General features: G+C 71.1%; 15 protein-coding genes. 6 read left to right on the plus strand and 9 right to left on the minus strand.

Features of this window, described 5'->3' with window-relative positions:
* Positions 1–14: 14 nt before the first annotated feature.
* Genes ACNAVT_RS20405 through ACNAVT_RS20420 form a run of 4 tightly spaced genes read right to left on the minus strand, consistent with a single transcriptional unit; the run spans position 15 to position 4,314 of the window.
* Positions 15–845, minus strand: a complete 831-nt coding sequence (locus tag ACNAVT_RS20405; protein WP_416298500.1) for a carbohydrate ABC transporter permease — start codon at positions 843–845, stop codon at positions 15–17.
* The gene (locus tag ACNAVT_RS20410; protein WP_416298502.1) at positions 842–1,771 is read right to left on the minus strand and encodes a carbohydrate ABC transporter permease; all 930 of its coding nucleotides are present in this window, start codon (positions 1,769–1,771) and stop codon (positions 842–844) included. The genes ACNAVT_RS20405 and ACNAVT_RS20410 overlap by 4 nt, the downstream gene beginning before the upstream one ends.
* A gap of 3 nt (positions 1,772–1,774) precedes the next feature.
* Complete coding sequence (locus ACNAVT_RS20415; RefSeq protein WP_416298504.1) at positions 1,775–3,136, minus strand: extracellular solute-binding protein; 1,362 nt, start codon at positions 3,134–3,136, stop codon at positions 1,775–1,777.
* Complete coding sequence (locus ACNAVT_RS20420; RefSeq protein WP_416298506.1) at positions 3,133–4,314, minus strand: PfkB family carbohydrate kinase; 1,182 nt, start codon at positions 4,312–4,314, stop codon at positions 3,133–3,135. Before ACNAVT_RS20420 ends, ACNAVT_RS20415 begins: the two co-directional genes overlap by 4 nt.
* A 136-nt stretch (positions 4,315–4,450) precedes the next feature.
* Between ACNAVT_RS20420 and ACNAVT_RS20425 the strand changes: the two genes are divergently transcribed.
* The 3 genes from ACNAVT_RS20425 (at position 4,451) to ACNAVT_RS20435 (ending at position 7,325) form a co-directional block, all read left to right on the plus strand.
* On the plus strand, positions 4,451–5,218 hold the full coding sequence (locus tag ACNAVT_RS20425; protein ID WP_416298508.1) for a DeoR/GlpR family DNA-binding transcription regulator: 768 nt from the start codon (positions 4,451–4,453) through the stop codon (positions 5,216–5,218).
* Positions 5,215–6,555 carry a 6-phospho-beta-glucosidase gene (locus ACNAVT_RS20430; protein WP_416298510.1) on the plus strand — a complete coding sequence of 447 codons (1,341 nt, stop codon included), beginning with the start codon at positions 5,215–5,217 and terminating at the stop codon, positions 6,553–6,555. Before ACNAVT_RS20425 ends, ACNAVT_RS20430 begins: the two co-directional genes overlap by 4 nt.
* Positions 6,556–6,641: 86 nt before the next feature.
* Positions 6,642–7,325, plus strand: coding sequence for a hypothetical protein (locus ACNAVT_RS20435; protein WP_416298512.1), 684 nt, complete (start codon positions 6,642–6,644; stop codon positions 7,323–7,325).
* Between the two features lie 53 nt (positions 7,326–7,378).
* Here the strand turns inward: ACNAVT_RS20435 and ACNAVT_RS20440 are convergent, their stop codons facing one another.
* The 3 genes from ACNAVT_RS20440 to ACNAVT_RS20450 all read right to left on the minus strand — a co-directional run bounded on the left by ACNAVT_RS20440 (position 7,379) and on the right by ACNAVT_RS20450 (position 11,549).
* Positions 7,379–8,980, minus strand: a complete 1,602-nt coding sequence (locus ACNAVT_RS20440) for a hypothetical protein (protein WP_416298514.1) — start codon at positions 8,978–8,980, stop codon at positions 7,379–7,381.
* Positions 8,981–9,123: 143 nt separating this feature from the next.
* Positions 9,124–10,122, minus strand: coding sequence for a cytochrome d ubiquinol oxidase subunit II (gene cydB / locus ACNAVT_RS20445; RefSeq protein WP_416298516.1), 999 nt, complete (start codon positions 10,120–10,122; stop codon positions 9,124–9,126).
* A 14-nt stretch (positions 10,123–10,136) separates the two neighbouring features.
* Positions 10,137–11,549 carry a cytochrome ubiquinol oxidase subunit I gene (locus ACNAVT_RS20450; protein ID WP_416298518.1) on the minus strand — a complete coding sequence of 471 codons (1,413 nt, stop codon included), beginning with the start codon at positions 11,547–11,549 and terminating at the stop codon, positions 10,137–10,139.
* Positions 11,550–11,727: 178 nt separating this feature from the next.
* On the opposite strand from ACNAVT_RS20450, the gene ACNAVT_RS20455 reads away from it, so the two are divergent.
* A complete protein-coding gene (locus ACNAVT_RS20455; RefSeq protein WP_416298520.1) occupies positions 11,728–12,507 on the plus strand; it encodes a lysophospholipid acyltransferase family protein in 780 nt (259 codons plus the stop codon).
* Positions 12,508–12,518: 11 nt separating this feature from the next.
* Here ACNAVT_RS20455 and ACNAVT_RS20460 read toward each other — a convergent pair whose 3' ends face one another.
* Together ACNAVT_RS20460 and ACNAVT_RS20465 are read right to left on the minus strand one after the other, a co-directional pair.
* Positions 12,519–12,887 (minus strand): DUF4180 domain-containing protein, encoded by a 369-nt coding sequence (locus ACNAVT_RS20460; RefSeq protein WP_416298521.1) that lies wholly within the window; start codon positions 12,885–12,887, stop codon positions 12,519–12,521.
* Entirely contained in the window at positions 12,880–13,335 is a 456-nt protein-coding gene (locus tag ACNAVT_RS20465) for a helix-turn-helix domain-containing protein (RefSeq protein WP_416298523.1), read from the minus strand. The genes ACNAVT_RS20460 and ACNAVT_RS20465 overlap by 8 nt, the downstream gene beginning before the upstream one ends.
* 99 nt (positions 13,336–13,434) lie before the next feature.
* On the opposite strand from ACNAVT_RS20465, the gene ACNAVT_RS20470 reads away from it, so the two are divergent.
* Together ACNAVT_RS20470 and ACNAVT_RS20475 are read left to right on the plus strand one after the other, a co-directional pair.
* On the plus strand, positions 13,435–14,202 hold the full coding sequence (locus tag ACNAVT_RS20470) for a glycerophosphodiester phosphodiesterase (RefSeq protein ID WP_416298525.1): 768 nt from the start codon (positions 13,435–13,437) through the stop codon (positions 14,200–14,202).
* A 14-nt stretch (positions 14,203–14,216) separates the two neighbouring features.
* On the plus strand, positions 14,217–15,611 hold the full coding sequence (locus ACNAVT_RS20475) for an MFS transporter (protein WP_416298527.1): 1,395 nt from the start codon (positions 14,217–14,219) through the stop codon (positions 15,609–15,611).
* Positions 15,612–15,636 lie beyond the last annotated feature (25 nt).

Raw genomic sequence — 15,636 nt, forward strand, 5'->3', positions numbered from 1 at the left:
GATGCGGGCCCTTGTTACTCCCTGACAGCGCCCTCGAGCATGCCCGCGATGAATTTGCGCTGCAGGAAGAGGTAGAGCAGGCCGACCGGCGTCGCGACGATCACGGCGCCGGCTGCCAGCAGCGTGAACCCCTGGGTGTACTGCCCCTGGAAGAACGCCAGCCCGAGCGGTGCGGTGCGCAGCGACTCGCTGGTCACCATCACGAGCGGGATGAGGAACTCGTTCCAGGTCCACATGAACGTCAGAACGATCAGGGTGACGACGGCGGGCCAGGCGATCGGCACCAGCACGCGCCACAGGATGGTGCGGGTGGAGGCTCCGTCCAGGCGCGCCGCCTCGACCAACGTGCGACTGCTGCTGCGGAAGTACGCCCGCATCCAGAACGTGCCGAACGCGACCGACTGGGCCACCTGGGGCAGGGCCAACGCCCAGAACGAGTCGGTGAGGCCCAGCGTCCGCAGGTCGAAGTACAACGGCACGACGATGGCCTCGCTGGGCATCATGATGCCGAGGAGGAACGCGTAGAACAGGACCGTCGACCCGCGGAACCGCATCGTTCCCAACGCATATCCACTGAGGATGGACAGGACCACGCTGACCGCGACGACGAACACCGAAACCAGCAGGCTCGTGCGCAGGTAGGTGCCGAAGTGCCCGACCTGCCAGGCCGTGGCGAAGTTGCCGACATGCAACCCGGCGATACTGGCGGCGCTGCCGGAGTTGCTGCCGGGAGCGTCGTCCGGGCCCAGGGCGGCGGCCAGGACCGTCCCGATCGGGGCGAGCGCGAAGGCGGCGAACAGCACCAGGATGGCGTAGTTCGCAAGGCGTTCCGCACGGGAAATCATGACGTCGAGTCCCTGTCGCCGATGCGGGTGATCGCGAACGAGATCATGAAGATGATGACGGTCAGGCAGACCCCGATGGCAGCCGCCGAGCCGACCTTCCCCAGCTCGAACGCGCGGTGGTACACCTCGTACGACGGCACCGACGTGGACGTGCCCGGGCCGCCCCGGGTGGTCACGTACACCAGGTCGAACGTCCGCAGCGCGGCGATCACCGTGAGGGTCAGGGCCACCGCGATCTCACCACGGACCGACGGCAGGGTGACGGCGAAGAACTCCCGGACGGGACCGCCGCCGTCCAGGCGCACCGCTTCGTACAGCTCCGGGGAGATACGGCTCATGCCCGCCAGCAGCAGCACGGTGACCAGACCCGTCTCGAACCAGGTGCCGATGAAGCCGACGGCCGGCAGGGCCGCGTCGTAGTCGCCCAGCCAGGCGCGGGCGAGCGAGCCGAGACCGACCGCCTGCAGCAGCGAGTTCAGCGGCCCGTCAGGAGCGTAGATGCGCCGCCAGGCCACGGCCACGACCACCATGGCGATGACCTGCGGCAGGAACACCACGGTACGGAAGAACGACAGCCCGCGGACCTTCGCGCGGTTCAGCGTCGAGGCCAGGACAAGGCCGACGCACAACGGCACGATCGCGTAGAACACCATGAGCACCAGGGCGTGCGCGAAGGAGTCCCGCAGGTCGCCGTTGCTCAGCACGTCGGCGTAGTTGCCCAGGCCGACCCATCGCCCGAGAGTCAGCCCGTCCCAGTCGTAGAACGAGATCTGGACCGATCGCCCGAGCGGGTACAGCAGGAACGCCGCGTACACGAGGAAGGCGGGCAGGACGTACAGATATCCGGTCCCGTGGGGCCGCCGGGGTCGGCGGGGCGGTCCGGCGAGGCTGTGCTCGCGGACCGCCCCCGTCGTCGTCGCGGTCACTTGTCAACCGTTGGACACGGAGAAGTCGCCGTAGTCCTTCTGCAACGAGTCCAGGAACTGCTCCGGCGTCTTCTTCTTGGCCAGCAGATCCTGCAGCGAGGCGGTGATGCTGTCGTACATCGTCGGCGTCGCGTAGTCCAGGTACGGCACGAGCCCGTCGGCCTTGACGATGTCTCCGAATCCGGTGAAGACGTCCTTCTGCAGCCCGTCGCCGACCGCCTGGCTCGAGGTGTCCGCGACGGGGAGGTTGTCGGTGTCGGTGAGCACCTTCATCGCCTGCTCGCTGGTGATGAAGTTGATGTACGCGGCGGCGGCGTCGGGGTGCTTGCTCTTGGCGGTGATGGCGAACGGCAGCCCGGTGCCGCCGGTGGCCACCGGCTTGTCACCGGCGTTCGCCGGCGGTGGGAGCATGAAGGCGACGTCCGAACCCATGGCCTTGGCGAGGTCCGCCTGCAGCCACGTCCCGCCGATGAGGAAGACGCCCTTGCCCTTGCTGAACCCCTGCCAGGCGGGGTCGTAGCCCATGCCGTTGAAGCCGGGCTCGAAGTAGCCCTTGTCGACCCAGTCGACCAGCTGCTGGGCCGCCTTGAGATTCTCGGCGGTCTTCCACGACGCGCCCTTGCGGCCGAACGCCAGCGTCTTGATGTCCGCCGGCGCGGTGGTGCGGCCCTGGATCGTGCCGAACACGTGGATGGCCGGCCACTTGTCCAGGTTGCCGAGCATCATCGGGACCTCGCCCTTGGCCTTGGCGGTCGCCATCGCGCTCTCGAGGTCCGCCCAGCTCTTGGGTGGCTGGAGGCCGAGCGCGGCGAGCTTCTTGGTGTTGTAGAAGATGCCGACCACCTCGCCCACCTGGGGCAGCCCGTACAGGTTGCCCTCCCCGAAGGTCTTGCCGTCCGGGCTGTACGAGGAGTATTGGCGCACCGACTCGGGGTATCGGCGGTCCCAGCCGTACGCGGCGGAGTACGGGTCGAGCGGCAGTAACTGCCCGGCCTTGACGAACTCGCCCATGTCCGAGCGGCCGTTGTTGGCCTCCACGACGTCGGGGGCCTCGTTGCCGCTGAGCGCCAGCCGCAGGGTCGTCTTCAGGTCGTCGAAGGAGCGGGACACCCGTTGGATCTTGATGTTGGGGTACTTGGCTTGGAAGTCCTTGTTGAGTTGCTCCATCTGCGCCGCCTGTCCACCCCGGACCTCCTGGTCCCAGACGATCAGGGTGACGTCGCCCAACTTGGCCGCGTCGGTGGTCACCGCGGCGTTGGGCTTCGTCGGCGGCGGCGTGCTCGAGGATCCGGGGGCGCATGCGGTGACCGCGAGGACACCGATCGCACCGACCGTGATCAGAGTCCTTGACCTCAACGGCTTCATCTCCTGCTCCTTGGTGGGGGTGGCTGGACGCCCTGCGCAGCATCCGGGAGCGGCCGGGGCATGACCTGGCGATCCACGTCCGCGTGCCGCGCGATGGTAGCTGCGGCGCGGTGGACGCCACCGAGCGGCACCGTGGGAACGATCTCTTCAAGGAACTCGTAGCGCCGGCGCAACGAGGCCAGGTAGGAGCCGCCGCCGGTGCTGTCGCGCAGCGCGTGCCACCAGTCGGCGATGTCGCCCCAGCCCGGCGCGGCAAGGGATCCGCCGAACTGCTGCACGGCCAGACCGGAGCACAGGATGGCGAAGGCCAACCGGTTGCGCAGCGACCACCCGACGAGCGTGCCGACGACCAGTCCGGCGACGAAGACGTCGCCGGCTCCGGTCGGGTCGAGGGCCGGCACCCGCAACGCCGGCATGTGCGCCTCCTCGCCCGTCGCCCCGTCGATCGCCAGCGCACCCTGCGCGCCGTTGGTCACCACCGCCAGGGGAACCAGGTCCGCCAGGGCGTACAGCGCATCGTTGGGGGAATCGGTGCGGGTGTAGGCCATCGCCTCGGTGGCGTTGGGGAGGAAGGCGTCACATCCGGCGAGCTGGTCCAGGAGCCGGGGCGACCACTCGCCGGTGGGGTCCCAGCCGACGTCGCCGAAGACGAGCGCGCCCTGGGTGCGGGCGACCTCGACCCAGGTGGGCTCGTCCGCCCCGCAGGCCACGTCGTGGCCGAGGTCGACGATGACCGCCCGCGATCGCGGTGGCACCCCGATCATCTCGTTGCCCGATATCGGCGCCGGGTGGCCGTGGGTGACCATGCTGCGGTCACGATCGACGGCCATGGAGATGGTGACCGGGGAGTGCCAGGCATCGAAGCGACGCGAACGACTGAGATCGACGCCTTCCTGCTCGGCGAGGGTGCGCCAGCAGAAGTCGGCGTAGTCGTCGTCGCCGAAGGCCGCCGCCAGCGACGTGCGCAGACCCAGCCGGCTGGACGCGACGGCGAGGTTGGCGATGCCGCCCGGGCAGGAGCCCATGCCGCCGGCCCAGACCTCCGTCCCGGCCGACGGCATCGACTTCAGCCCGGTGAAGATGATGTCGAGAAAGACCGTGCCACTCAGGAACACGTCGAAGTCCGGGCCATCCGCGGTCCGCGCAGCGGCGAGCGGGTCGTAGACGACATCCGTCACGGCGGGCGCCCTTCGGGAAAGAATTCACCAACGGGCCACATACTGCCAGCCGACCGGACCAATCACAAGCAATCCCGCGCAGCTTCGCGCATCCCGTGCGCGGTATTGCTCCTCATTGACTGGTAACGTTCTCGGCGTGCGTCATCAACGCCAGCTTGAGATCGTGCGGCGGCTACGGGTCAACGGCGCCATCTCGGTCGAGGAGCTCGCCGCGTCGCTGGGCGTCAGTGCGGCGACCGTCCGTCGCGACCTGCAGCGACTGGAGTCCGAGGGCAAGCTCACTCGAGTCCACGGAGGCGCGCACCTTCCGTCCCTCGGCGCCGAGGACGCCGACGTCGAACGGCCGTTCGCCCTGGTCGCCGCAGTCGACTCGGTTGACAAGCGGGCGATTGCCCGGGCCGCCGCGGCCATGGTCCGGGACAGGGACATGGTCCTGCTCGACATCGGAACGACCACCCAGCTGCTGGCCCAGGAGCTGCGCGGGCGGCGGATCACCGTGGTCACCGCCAGCCTCGCGGTGCTGGACGTCCTGCGGGATGACGACGCCGTCGAGCTCGTCCTTCTCGGTGGCCTCGTGCGCCGCGCGTACCACTCCCTGGTCGGTGTCATCACCGAGGACACGCTCCGACAGCTGCACGCCGACGTCGCCTTCGTCGGGGCGAGCGGAGTCCGCTCCGACGGCGCGGTCCTCGACACGACCCTGGTGGAGGTTCCGGTGAAGCGTGGCCTGGTCGCCGCGTCCGGCCGCGCCGTCCTGCTGGCCGACCGTCACAAGTTTCCGGGCACGGGAACGCTGCGGGTGTGCGGGGTCGGCGACCTGAACGCCGTTGTCACCAACGCGGGCGCCGACGCCGACACGTTGGAGCTGTGCGCCCGGTCCGGAGTGGAGGTTGTGGTCGCATGAAGCTGGCGATTCTCGGCGGCGGCGGTTTCCGGGTGCCACTGGTCTACGGGGCCCTGTTGCGGGACACCGCCGACCCGCGGATCGAGTCGGTGTGTCTGCATGACGTCGCGCAGGACCGGCTTGCCGCGATCGGGCTCGTGCTGAACCAGATGGCTGCCGGCCATCCGGGCGCCCCGCGGGTCACCACCACCACCGACCTCGACCAGGCGCTGAGCGGCGCCGATTTCGTGTTCTCCGCCATCCGCGTCGGCGGCCTCGCCGGGCGCACCGCCGACGAGCGGGTGGCGCTGGACCTGGGACTGCTCGGGCAGGAGACAACGGGGCCGGGCGGCGTGGCGTACGGGCTGCGCACCGTACCGGTGGCGGTGCAGGTCGCCGAGCGGGTGGCGGCGGTCAGCCCGCGAGCATGGGTCATCAACTTCACCAACCCGGCCGGCATGGTCACCGAGGCCATGCAGCAGGTGCTGGGAGACCGGGTCGTGGGCATCTGCGACTCCCCCATCGGGCTGAGCCGTCGGGCTGCGCGCGCCCTGGGGCACGACCCGCAGCGGACCTCGCCGGACTACATCGGCCTGAACCACCTCGGCTGGCTTCGTGGGTTGCGCCACGACGGCGCCGAGGTCCTGCCCGAACTCATCGCCGACGACGCCCTGCTGAGGTGCATCGAGGAAGGCCGGCTCTTCGGCTCCGAGTGGATCCAGTCCCTCGGCGCGATCCCGAACGAGTACCTGTACTACTACTACTTCACCCGCGACGCGGTGACGTCGATCAAGGGCAGCGCGGCCACCCGCGGCGAGTTCCTGCTCGACCAGCAGCACCGCTTCTACGACGCCGTCGTGGCCAGCCCGCAGTCCGCGTACCAGGAGTGGCAGCGCGTGCGCCGGGAGCGCGACGCGACGTACATGCGGGAGAGCCGGCACTCCGACGATGAGGCGCGCGATGCGGCCGACGTCGAGGGTGGGGGCTACGAGGGCGTCGCGCTGGCCATCATGGCAGCCGTCGCCCGCAACGAACGCAGCACCATGATCCTCAACGTCCGCAACGGTGGCGCCGTCCCCGGGCTGCCTGCGGAGGCGGTCGTCGAGGTGCCGTGCATGGTGGACGCCGGCGGCCCTCAACCGCTGGCGGCGCGCCCGCTGGCCGGTCACCAGCTCGGGCTCGTGCAGCAGGTCAAGGCGGTCGAGCAGCTCACGATCCAGGCCGCGCGGACGCGATCGGCGCGGCTGGCCCTGGAGGCCTTCGCACTGCACCCCCTCGTGGACTCGGTGTCCACCGCGCGCGTGCTCCTCGACGGCTACCGGAAGCGCATTCCCGCGCTGGATGAGCTCTTCCGCTGACCACCCGGCCGATCCCCGGTGCGGCGAGTGTCGCAGCCGGCTGGTATCAAGTCAGGCATCAAACGAATGTACGGAAGAGGGTTCTGATGCATGCCGCTGGCCGAGGGTTGTCCGCTGACGACGTGCAGGGCATCCGGGACGCGTTGGCCGTGGGCCGCAAGCCGAAGGTGGTCTTCACGGCGGCGGCCGGCCAGATCGCCGGCCAGGTCGGCCAGGTGGTGGAGCTGACCGATCCGGAGGCGTCCGAGGAGTTCGTGGTGGTGCGGTTCGGCCGCGACGAGCTGCCGTTCTCCCCCACCGACGTGGCGATCGCGCCCCGTGGGGCGGGCCGGAAGGCGCCGTCGGAGCCGAAGCCGGAGGAGCCGGCAGCACCGGTGGAGCCGGAGTTCGTGTTGGACACGCCGCGGGTGCCGGCGCCGCGCCGAGAGGAGCCGAAGGTGGAGCAGCAGGCGGAGGCGAAGCCGGCCCGCCGGGCGGTGAAGGCGGCGAAGCCGAAGGGCCCCGCGGGGCTGACCGTGACGCTGGCGTACGCCGACGGCGAGTGGACGGTGGCGGCGCAGCAGGGCAGCAAGGCGTTGGCGAAGCCGTACGTGGTGAAGCCGGCGGAGGCGCTGCGGATGGTGGCGCTGGTGGACGTGCCGGGGGTGCAGGAGGCGGTGGAGCAGATCCTGGCGGCGGAGCGCGCGGATGCGGAGCAGCAGGCGGAGAAGCTGCGCGCGGAGCTGGCGGAGATCGAGGCACGCCTGGCGGAACTGCGCGAGGCCCACTGACGGCCGGCCGTTGCCGCCGCCTGTCCCCGGGAGCCGGGGGCAGGCGGCGGGACTCAGGGCCGACGCGCGGGCGTGGCGTCCGGTTCCCGGCCGGCGGGCCAGGGCCGGCCGCCGGCCGGGTCTCCGCCGGTGGTCGTGGGCAGGTCGCCGGCCGGCGTCGGGCCGGGGCCCTCGCCGTGCCCGTCGAGGGCCCACGCCGCCTCCCCGGTCCCCGGGCCGCCGGCGGGTGCGGTCAGGGGCGCGCGTCGGCGGCGCAGCGTGGCGATACCGTCGATGGCCGACGCCGTGACGGCCTCGATCGCGGCGGCCGCGAGGAGGACCAGCCCGACCCGTAGCAGCACCGCCTCCTGGATGCCGAAGCGGGCGTATTCGCCGGCCGTGAAGAGCGTGCCGGCCACGGCGCTGCCGGTGCTGGCCAGGACGAGCAGGCCACCGGCCGCCGCGAGCCAGCGGGCCCGCCGGAACCCGCGGGCGAGCAGTCCGGCGCCGACCACCACCACGAGGATCAGGCCGGCGATCGGCAGCACCCGGTCGGGGCGGGGGAAGAAGACCCGTTCCGGGAAGTCCGGCAGGGCGGCCACGGGCTCGGCGTAGCGGCCGGTGGTGCCGCCCAGCAGCGCCGGCAGTACATCGGCCGCCTTCTCGGCGGAGTGCTTCGGGTGGGCCAGGGCGTACCGGTAGGCGACCGAGCCCTTCTCCCGCTGCGCCCAGTCCTCCAGGTCCGGGCAGCTGTGGTAGCCGGCGATGAACTCGGTCATCTTCCAGGGGGTGCCCTTGGCGATCTGCTCCGCCGGCGCGCAGCGGGGCATGCCGAACTCGCGCTGGTAGGCGCTCTTCACCTGCGGGTCGTTGAGGATCTGGAAACGCAGCCGGTACAGGAAGGTGGCCTCGGACAGGCTCAGGCCGGAGTACCAGGCACGGTAGCTCTCGTCGACGGTCGGCGTGGTGGTCGTGTTCCACGCCAGGCCACCGAGCAGGACCACCGTGGCGACGATGGCCGCGCGGCGGTAGGGGCGTAGCAGGGCGTACCCGGCGAGCACGACGACCAGCAGCAGCACGTACGGCAGCACGTCCTGTCGGGTGAAGGTCCACCAGAAGGTCGCCAGGACCAGGCCGCCCAGCGCGATCCGGGAGCGGGTCCGCACCCAGATGGCCAACAGCGCCAGCGCCGCGACGCCGAGGCTGATCGACAGCGACTCGGACAGCACGGCGTGGTCCCACGGGTAGATCGACCGGGTCAGGGCCAGGCCGACCAGGGCGGCGGCGGCGAAGATCCGCGCCGGCAGCGAGCGCAGCAGCAGCCAGCAGGCGCAGATCAGCAGCGACCAGGCCAGCGTGCTGATCGCCCACTGCACCACCGCCCCGGCCCAGTTGGTGCCGGCCAGCGCGTACAGCAGCGGCACACCCCAGGGGCGGGGGGCGTGACCGGTGAACGACAGCAGGTCAAGGGTGTTGCCCGGCTGGTCCGCGTACGAGGTGCTGTCGAACGAGATGTAGACGCTGAATCGGGTGAGGATGAGCACCCGGGCGGCCAGGTAGACGCCGAGCAGGACGGCGAGGGGCAGGTGCCGCCGGTGGGGCCGCCAGCGAGACGACCGGGTCGACGGGGCCGTCGGCGGGGTGGGCGCCGGTGCTTCGGCGGCCGCTGCGCGCATGCGGGGTCCTCACGGTGGGCGGGGCGGGACGGCGGGAAGCATAGCCGCCGGCAGCCGGTGTCGGCTCGCCCAGCCGGCAGGGGCCGGTGTGCCGCGGGGGCCGGTGCCGATCGCGTCACACCGGCCCCGCGGCCGCGGGCTGCTCAGTGTTGCGGGATGTTCGCCACCCCGATCCGCTTGCGGAACACCCAGTAGGTCCAGCCCTGGTAGGCCAGCACGATCGGGGTGAACACCACCGCCACCCAGGTCATGATCTTCAGGGTGTACGGCGTCGAGGCGGCGTTGGTCGCGGTCAGCGTGCCGGCAGCGTCGAGCGTCGACGGGAGCACGTTCGGGAACAGCGCGGCGAACAGGGTCGCCACGGCCAGGGCGATGGCCACGGCCGTGCCGGTGAACGCCCAGCCCTCCCGGCGTACCCGGGCGGCGGCCACCCCACCGAGCAGGGCGAGGGCCGCGCCGGCGGCGAGCACGACGGCGGCCGCGCTGGAGCGGATGGTCAGCGTCCAGGACAGGAACGCCACCGCGATCACGGCGGTGCCGACGCCGAGCTTGACGGCGAGGGCGCCGGCTCGCTCACGGATGTCGCCGGTGGTCTTCAGGGCGAGGAACACCGCGCCGTGGGTGAGGAACAGGCCCAGGGTGGCCAGGCCGCCGAGCAGGGCGTACGGGTTGAGCAGGTCGAGCAGGCCGCCGACGTACTCGTGGTCGGCGGAGAGCGGCACGCCGCGCAGGATGTTGGCGAACGCGACGCCCCACAGGATCGCCGGCACCAGGGAGCCGAAGAAGATGGCCTGGTCCCAGCGGCGTTTCCAGGACGCCTCGGGGCGCTTGTGCCGGTATTCGAAGGCCACCCCGCGGGCGATGAGGGCGAGCAGGATGAGCAGCAGCGGCAGATAGAAGCCGGAGAACAGGGTCGCGTACCACTCGGGGAAGGCGGCGAACATGGCACCGCCGGCGGTGATCAGCCAGACCTCGTTGCCGTCCCAGACCGGGCCGATGGTGTTGATCAGGACGCGGCGTTCCCGGTCGTCGCGGCCGAGGACGGGCAGCAGCATACCGACGCCGAAGTCGAAGCCTTCGAGGATGAAGTAGCCGGTGAAGAGCACGGCGACGAGGAGAAACCAGACGGTCGTCAGTTCCACGATGGGCTCCGGGGTCAGTAGGCGAAGGCGAGCGGGCGCTCGGCGTCGTCGGTGTCTTGGGATACGGGCGCCGGGGTGACGTCGGGTACGCCGGCCTTGGCGTAGCGGACCAGCAGCTTGAACTCGACCACCGCGAGGGCGGCGTAGATCAGGGTGAACGCGGTGAAGGAGGTGAGCACCTCGGCCAGCGAGACGGTGCGGGACACCCCGTTGCGGGTGAGCATCTCCCCGAAGACGATCCACGGCTGGCGGCCCATCTCGGTGAAGATCCAGCCGAAGGAGTTGGCCAGCAGCGGCAGCGCGGGCATGACCAGGCCGGCGCGCAGCAGCCACTTGCTGCGGGGGGTGCGGCCCTTGCGCTGGCTCCAGAGCACCAGCAGGGCGATCGCGGCGGCGGCGAGCCCAAATCCGATCATGAAGCGGAAGCTCCAGTAGGTGACCGGGATGATCGGGGTGTAGCTGCCGGCGCCGTACTGGGTGGCGTACTGGGCCTGCAGGTCGTTGATGCCCTGCACGGTGCCGTTCGGGTCGCCGGTGCCGAGGAACGACAGCAGGTACGGGATCTTGAGGGCGAAGACCTCGCGGCTGCCGTCGAGGCTGCCGACGGTGAGTACGGAGAACGAGGCGGGGCTCTCGGTGGTGTAGAGACCCTCGGCGGCGGCCATCTTCATCGGCTGCACCTCGGTCATGATCTTGCCCTGGATGTCGCCGGTGAACAGCACCAGCGCGGAGGCGACCAGGACCACCCAGGAGCCGAACTTGGCGGCGAAGCGGTAGGCGCCGTGGTCGGCGCTGTCCCGGTGGCGGATGACGTGGTAAAGGCTGACGGCGACGATCAGCGACCCGGCGACCAGGAACGCCCCGGACAGGGTGTGCGGGAAGGTGATCAGCGCGACCTTGTTGGTGAGCACGGCGAGGAAGTCGGTCAGCTCCGCCCGGCCGGTGGTGGGGTTGATCCGGTAGCCGACCGGGTTCTGCATGAACGAGTTCGCGGCGAGGATGAAGTAGGCGGACAGGTTGGTGCCGATGGCGGCGGCCCAGATGCTGGCCAGGTGCAGCCGCTTGGGCAGCCGGTCCCAGCCGAAGATCCACAGGCCGATGAACGTCGACTCGAGGAAGAAGGCGACCAGGGCCTCGATGGCCAGGGGGGCGCCGAAGATGTCGCCGACGAAGCGGGAGTAGTCGCTCCAGTTCATGCCGAACTGGAACTCCTGCACGATGCCGGTGACCACACCCATCGCGAAGTTGATCAGGAACAGCTTGCCGTAGAACTTGGTGAGCTTGAGGTACCGCTCGTTGCCGGTGCGGTGCCACATGGTCTGCAGGATGGCCACCAGGACTGACAGGCCGATGGTCAACGGCACGAAGAGAAAGTGATAAACGGTGGTGACACCGAACTGCCAGCGGGCGACGTCCAACGCGTCCACCTGAAACCCCCAGCTGTGCATACTACGAGACGTAGTAAATACTACCCGGCGTCGTAGAAGAATCGGCAGGGCCGGGGGGCCCGACCCGACCCGGGACCAATGACCCTGATCACCTCTGCCGCTCGGCCCGGGATCGGGTCACCCGCCCACCCGGACGCGTGCGACCATCCAGCACACGATGAACACGCCGACCACCCCTTGGCGGGCGCCAGTGCTGTGGCGCGCCGCGCAGCTGCTCGCCCGCGCCGTCGTCGGCCTGCTGGGACGCCTCGAGGTCAGCGGCACCGTGCCGGCCGAGCTGCGCCACGGACCGCTGATCCTGGCCGCCAACCACATCAGCCCGTTCGACCCCGTGGTGCTCACCGCCGCGTGCCGGGTCCGCGGCGTCGCTCCGCGGATCATGGCCACCGGCGGGCTGTTCCGTGCCCCCGTGGTCGGACCGCTGATGCGCCGGGCCGGACACATCCGCGTCGACCGGGGCACCAGCTCGGTGCACCAGGCGCTGGCCACCGCCGCCGCGGCGGTGGCCAGCGGTTCGGTGGTGCTGCTCTACCCGGAGGGGCGGATCGGCCTGGACCCCGGGATGTGGCCCGAGCGGGGCAAGACCGGGGCCGCCCGGCTCGCCTTCGCCAGCGGCGCGCCCGTCGTCCCGGTGGCCCAGTGGGGCTCCCACGAGGTGCTGCCCTACCGGGCACCCAAGGGCATGGTGCGCGCCGTCGCCCGGGCGATCGTGCGCCGGCCGGTGATCCGGGTGCACTTCGGCGCCCCGGTGGCCCTGCGCGACCTGCATCCCGGCACGCCCGGGGCGGCCCGGCGGGCCACCGACCGGATCATCGACGCGATCACCGGCAATCTGGTGCCGCTGCGTCCCGACGAGCCGGACCGGCCCCGCCACGTCGACCCCGGCCGCCCGGTCGACACGGCCCGCTCGCACCGCCGCGGGCTGCCGGAGCGCTGACCGGCGCGGGGTCAGGCCGTGGCGCGCAGCCGTTCGTCGAGGGCGTCGAGGTCGGGCACGAACCAGACGTGGTCGGCGCGGTTGGATTCGGTGACGAGGGCTCGCAGCGCCGAACTTGCCGCGAGATGCGCGGTGATGTCCCCGACGACGACCAGCCGCAGCCGGTAGTTGACGAACTTCTGCATGATCTCCCCGGCGAAGCGGGTGCCCAGGGAGAAGAAGCTGGGATCGAGCCGGTCCGCGGGTACGGCGACCACCTCGGCGCCGGCGAAGGCCGCGCCGATCAGGTCGAGGGCCTGCCCGGTGGTGGCCACCCGCGGCCCGGTCGGGTCGCAGACCAGCACCGGCACCCCGGCCCGCTCCTGGATCAGGTCAGGCATTGCGTACCCCCCGCGCGAGCAGGCCGTTGTCGCCGCGCAGGACCGCGTCGACCAGGTGCAGCAGGTCGGCGGTCGCGGCGACGTCACCCAGGATCACGAGCTTCATGCGGTGGCGCTCCTCGTCGTAGACGGTCTGCACGCGCAGCGGGCGCGCGGGGTCGTGGTTGGTGTTGGCGCTCGTGAGCACCAACGTGGCGAGCCGGTCGGCCGCGGCGCGGTCGACGCCGTCGACCTGCACGATGCTCGACACCTCCAGCGCGGCAGCGCCGGTGGGTGGCGCCGGGGCGGGCCGGCCGGTCAACGCGTCGAGGTCGGCCCGGGCGATCCGGTACTGCTTGCCGATCCGCACCGCCCGCAGCCGACCGGCGCGGATGTAGCCGCGCACGGTGCGCGGGTGCAGGTCGAGCAGCTCGGCTACCTGCTCGACCGAGTACATGTCACTACTCATCGTTCCCAATCATACGCACGATAGGGAGCGATAGGGAAGTTTGATGATTGGACGTCGGCCGGTCACCCGGCCGCCACCCGCGCCCGGCATACTTCCGGCGTGCTGCCCCGCTTCGGCTATCTCGACGCCCCCGGGCCGCTGGCGTTCGCCCACCGCGGCGGCGCGGCCGACGGCGACGAGAACACCGCCGCCGCGTTCGCCCGCGCCGTCGCCCTGGGCTACCGGTACGTGGAGACCGACGTGCACGCCACCGCCGACGGCGTGGCGGTGATCTTCCACGACGCCACCCTGCACCGGGTCACCGGCGAACGGGGGCGCATCGCCGACCTGCGCTGGGCCGACCTGGCCTCGGTACGCGTCGGCGGAGCCGCCGTCGTCCCCCGCCTCGACGAGGTGCTCGCCGCCTGGCCGGAGGTCCGGTTCAACATCGACGTCAAGGCCGACGGCGGCGTCGACCCGACCCTGGACACCATCAACCGGGCCGGCGCCGGCGACCGGGTGCTCCTCGCCTCGTTCAGCGACGCCCGGCTGACCCGGTTGCGGGCCCTGGCCGGACCCAAGGTCGCCACCAGCCTCGGCATGCGCGGGGTGGCCCGGCTGCGGATGGCCTCCCTGCACGGCCGATCGCTGCGGCTGCCCCCGTCCGTGGTCGCCGCCCAGGTCCCCGTCCGGTACGGGCGCATCCCGGTGGTCGACCAGCGGTTCCTCGCGTACTGCCACCGGATCGGGTTGCAGGTGCACGTCTGGACCATCGACGAGCCTGCCGAGATGCACCACTTACTTGATCTCGGTGTGGATGGCATCATGACCGATCACGTCGGCGTGCTCCGCGACGTCTACCGCAGCCGCGGCCACTGGGCCGCCTGAGTCAGAGGACCCCGATGGCCGAAACGGTCGCCCCCGCCGTCGCCGAGCCCGCTGGCCCGGGCAGCACCCGCCGCGAACGCACCGGCTGGTACTTCTACGACTGGGCGAACTCCGCCTTCCAGACCACGGTGATCACCGTCTTCCTCGGCCCGTTCCTCACCACGGTCACCGAGCTGGCCGCCGGCTGCGAACTGGGCGCCGACAGCTGCACCGGGTACGTCCACCCGCTGGGCATCCGCGTCGCCGCCGGCTCCTTCTACCCGTACCTGATCTCGCTGTCGGTGTTCCTCACCGTGTTCGTGCTGCCGATCGTCGGGGCGATCGCCGACCGGTCGGCGCACAAGAAGCGGCTGCTGGCCCTCGCCGCGTTCATCGGCGCCGGGGCGACCATCGGGTTCGCCTTCGTCACCGGTGACCGCTACCTGCTCGGCGGGGCGCTGTTCCTGATCGCCAACATCTCCTTCGGCGCGGCCATCGTGGTCTACAACTCGTTCCTGCCCCAACTCGGCGGCCCCGACGAGCGCGACACCATCTCCAGCCGCGGCTGGGCCATCGGCTACCTCGGTGGCGGGCTGCTGCTCGCGCTGAACCTGGTCGCCGTCAGCATGCTCAGCGAGGATGGCAATCCGCAGCGCACCATGGACCTGGCCCGCTGGTCGATCGTGTCGGCCGGGGTGTGGTGGGCGGCGTTCACCCTGCTGCCGCTGCGCTGGCTGCGCGAGCACCCCACCGCCGAGGCGCTGCCCGCCGGCGGCGGCAACGTGCTCACCGACGGGTTCCGGCAGCTCGGCCGCACCCTGCGCGAGATCAGGGCGTACCCGCTGACGCTGTTCTTCCTGCTCGCCTTCCTGGTCTACAACGACGGCATCCAGACCGTCATCACCATGGCCAGCCAGTACGGCACCCAGGAGCTGAAGCTGGAGCAGAGCACCCTGATCGTCACGATCCTGCTGGTGCAGTTCCTCGCCTTCGGCGGCGCCCTGGCCCTCGGCGCGCTCGCCCGCCGCATCGGCGCCTGGAAGTCCGTGCTGCTCAGCCTGGTGCTCTGGACCGGAGTGATCCTCGGGGCGTTCTGGCTGCCCGCCGAGGCGCCGGTGCCGTTCATGATTCTCGGCGCGGCGATCGGCCTGGTGCTCGGCGGCAGCCAGGCGCTGAGCCGGTCGCTGTTCAGTCAGCTCATCCCCGCCGGCAAGGAGGGCGAGTACTACGGCTTCTACGAGATCAGTGACAAGGGCACCAGCTGGCTCGGGCCGCTCGCCTTCGGGCTGGTGTTCCAGCTCACCGCCTCGTACCGGGTGGGCGTGGTCTCCTTGCTGATCTTCTTCGTGGTCGGGTTCGTGCTGCTGGCCGCCGTGCCGATCCGCCGCGCCATCCTCGCCGCCGGCAACACTCCGCCCCGGGTGCTGTAGCGCCGGTCCGCGCACCGGCCTGATC

The sequence above is a fragment of the Micromonospora sp. SL4-19 genome, assembly GCF_047921475.1.
Lineage (GTDB): Bacteria > Actinomycetota > Actinomycetes > Mycobacteriales > Micromonosporaceae > Micromonospora.

Excerpts from the sequence above, each read along its gene's own strand:
- ACNAVT_RS20405 (WP_416298500.1), bottom strand. The coding sequence starts at position 845 with ATGATTTCCCGTGCGGAACGCCTTGCGAACTACGCCATCCTGGTGCTG.
- ACNAVT_RS20415 (WP_416298504.1), bottom strand. The coding sequence starts at position 3,136 with ATGAAGCCGTTGAGGTCAAGGACTCTGATCACGGTCGGTGCGATCGGT.
- ACNAVT_RS20430 (WP_416298510.1), top strand. The coding sequence starts at position 5,215 with ATGAAGCTGGCGATTCTCGGCGGCGGCGGTTTCCGGGTGCCACTGGTC.
- ACNAVT_RS20435 (WP_416298512.1), top strand. The coding sequence starts at position 6,642 with ATGCATGCCGCTGGCCGAGGGTTGTCCGCTGACGACGTGCAGGGCATC.
- ACNAVT_RS20440 (WP_416298514.1), bottom strand. The coding sequence starts at position 8,980 with ATGCGCGCAGCGGCCGCCGAAGCACCGGCGCCCACCCCGCCGACGGCC.
- ACNAVT_RS20455 (WP_416298520.1), top strand. The coding sequence starts at position 11,728 with ATGAACACGCCGACCACCCCTTGGCGGGCGCCAGTGCTGTGGCGCGCC.
- ACNAVT_RS20460 (WP_416298521.1), bottom strand. The coding sequence starts at position 12,887 with ATGCCTGACCTGATCCAGGAGCGGGCCGGGGTGCCGGTGCTGGTCTGC.
- ACNAVT_RS20465 (WP_416298523.1), bottom strand. The coding sequence starts at position 13,335 with ATGAGTAGTGACATGTACTCGGTCGAGCAGGTAGCCGAGCTGCTCGAC.
- ACNAVT_RS20475 (WP_416298527.1), top strand. The coding sequence starts at position 14,217 with ATGGCCGAAACGGTCGCCCCCGCCGTCGCCGAGCCCGCTGGCCCGGGC.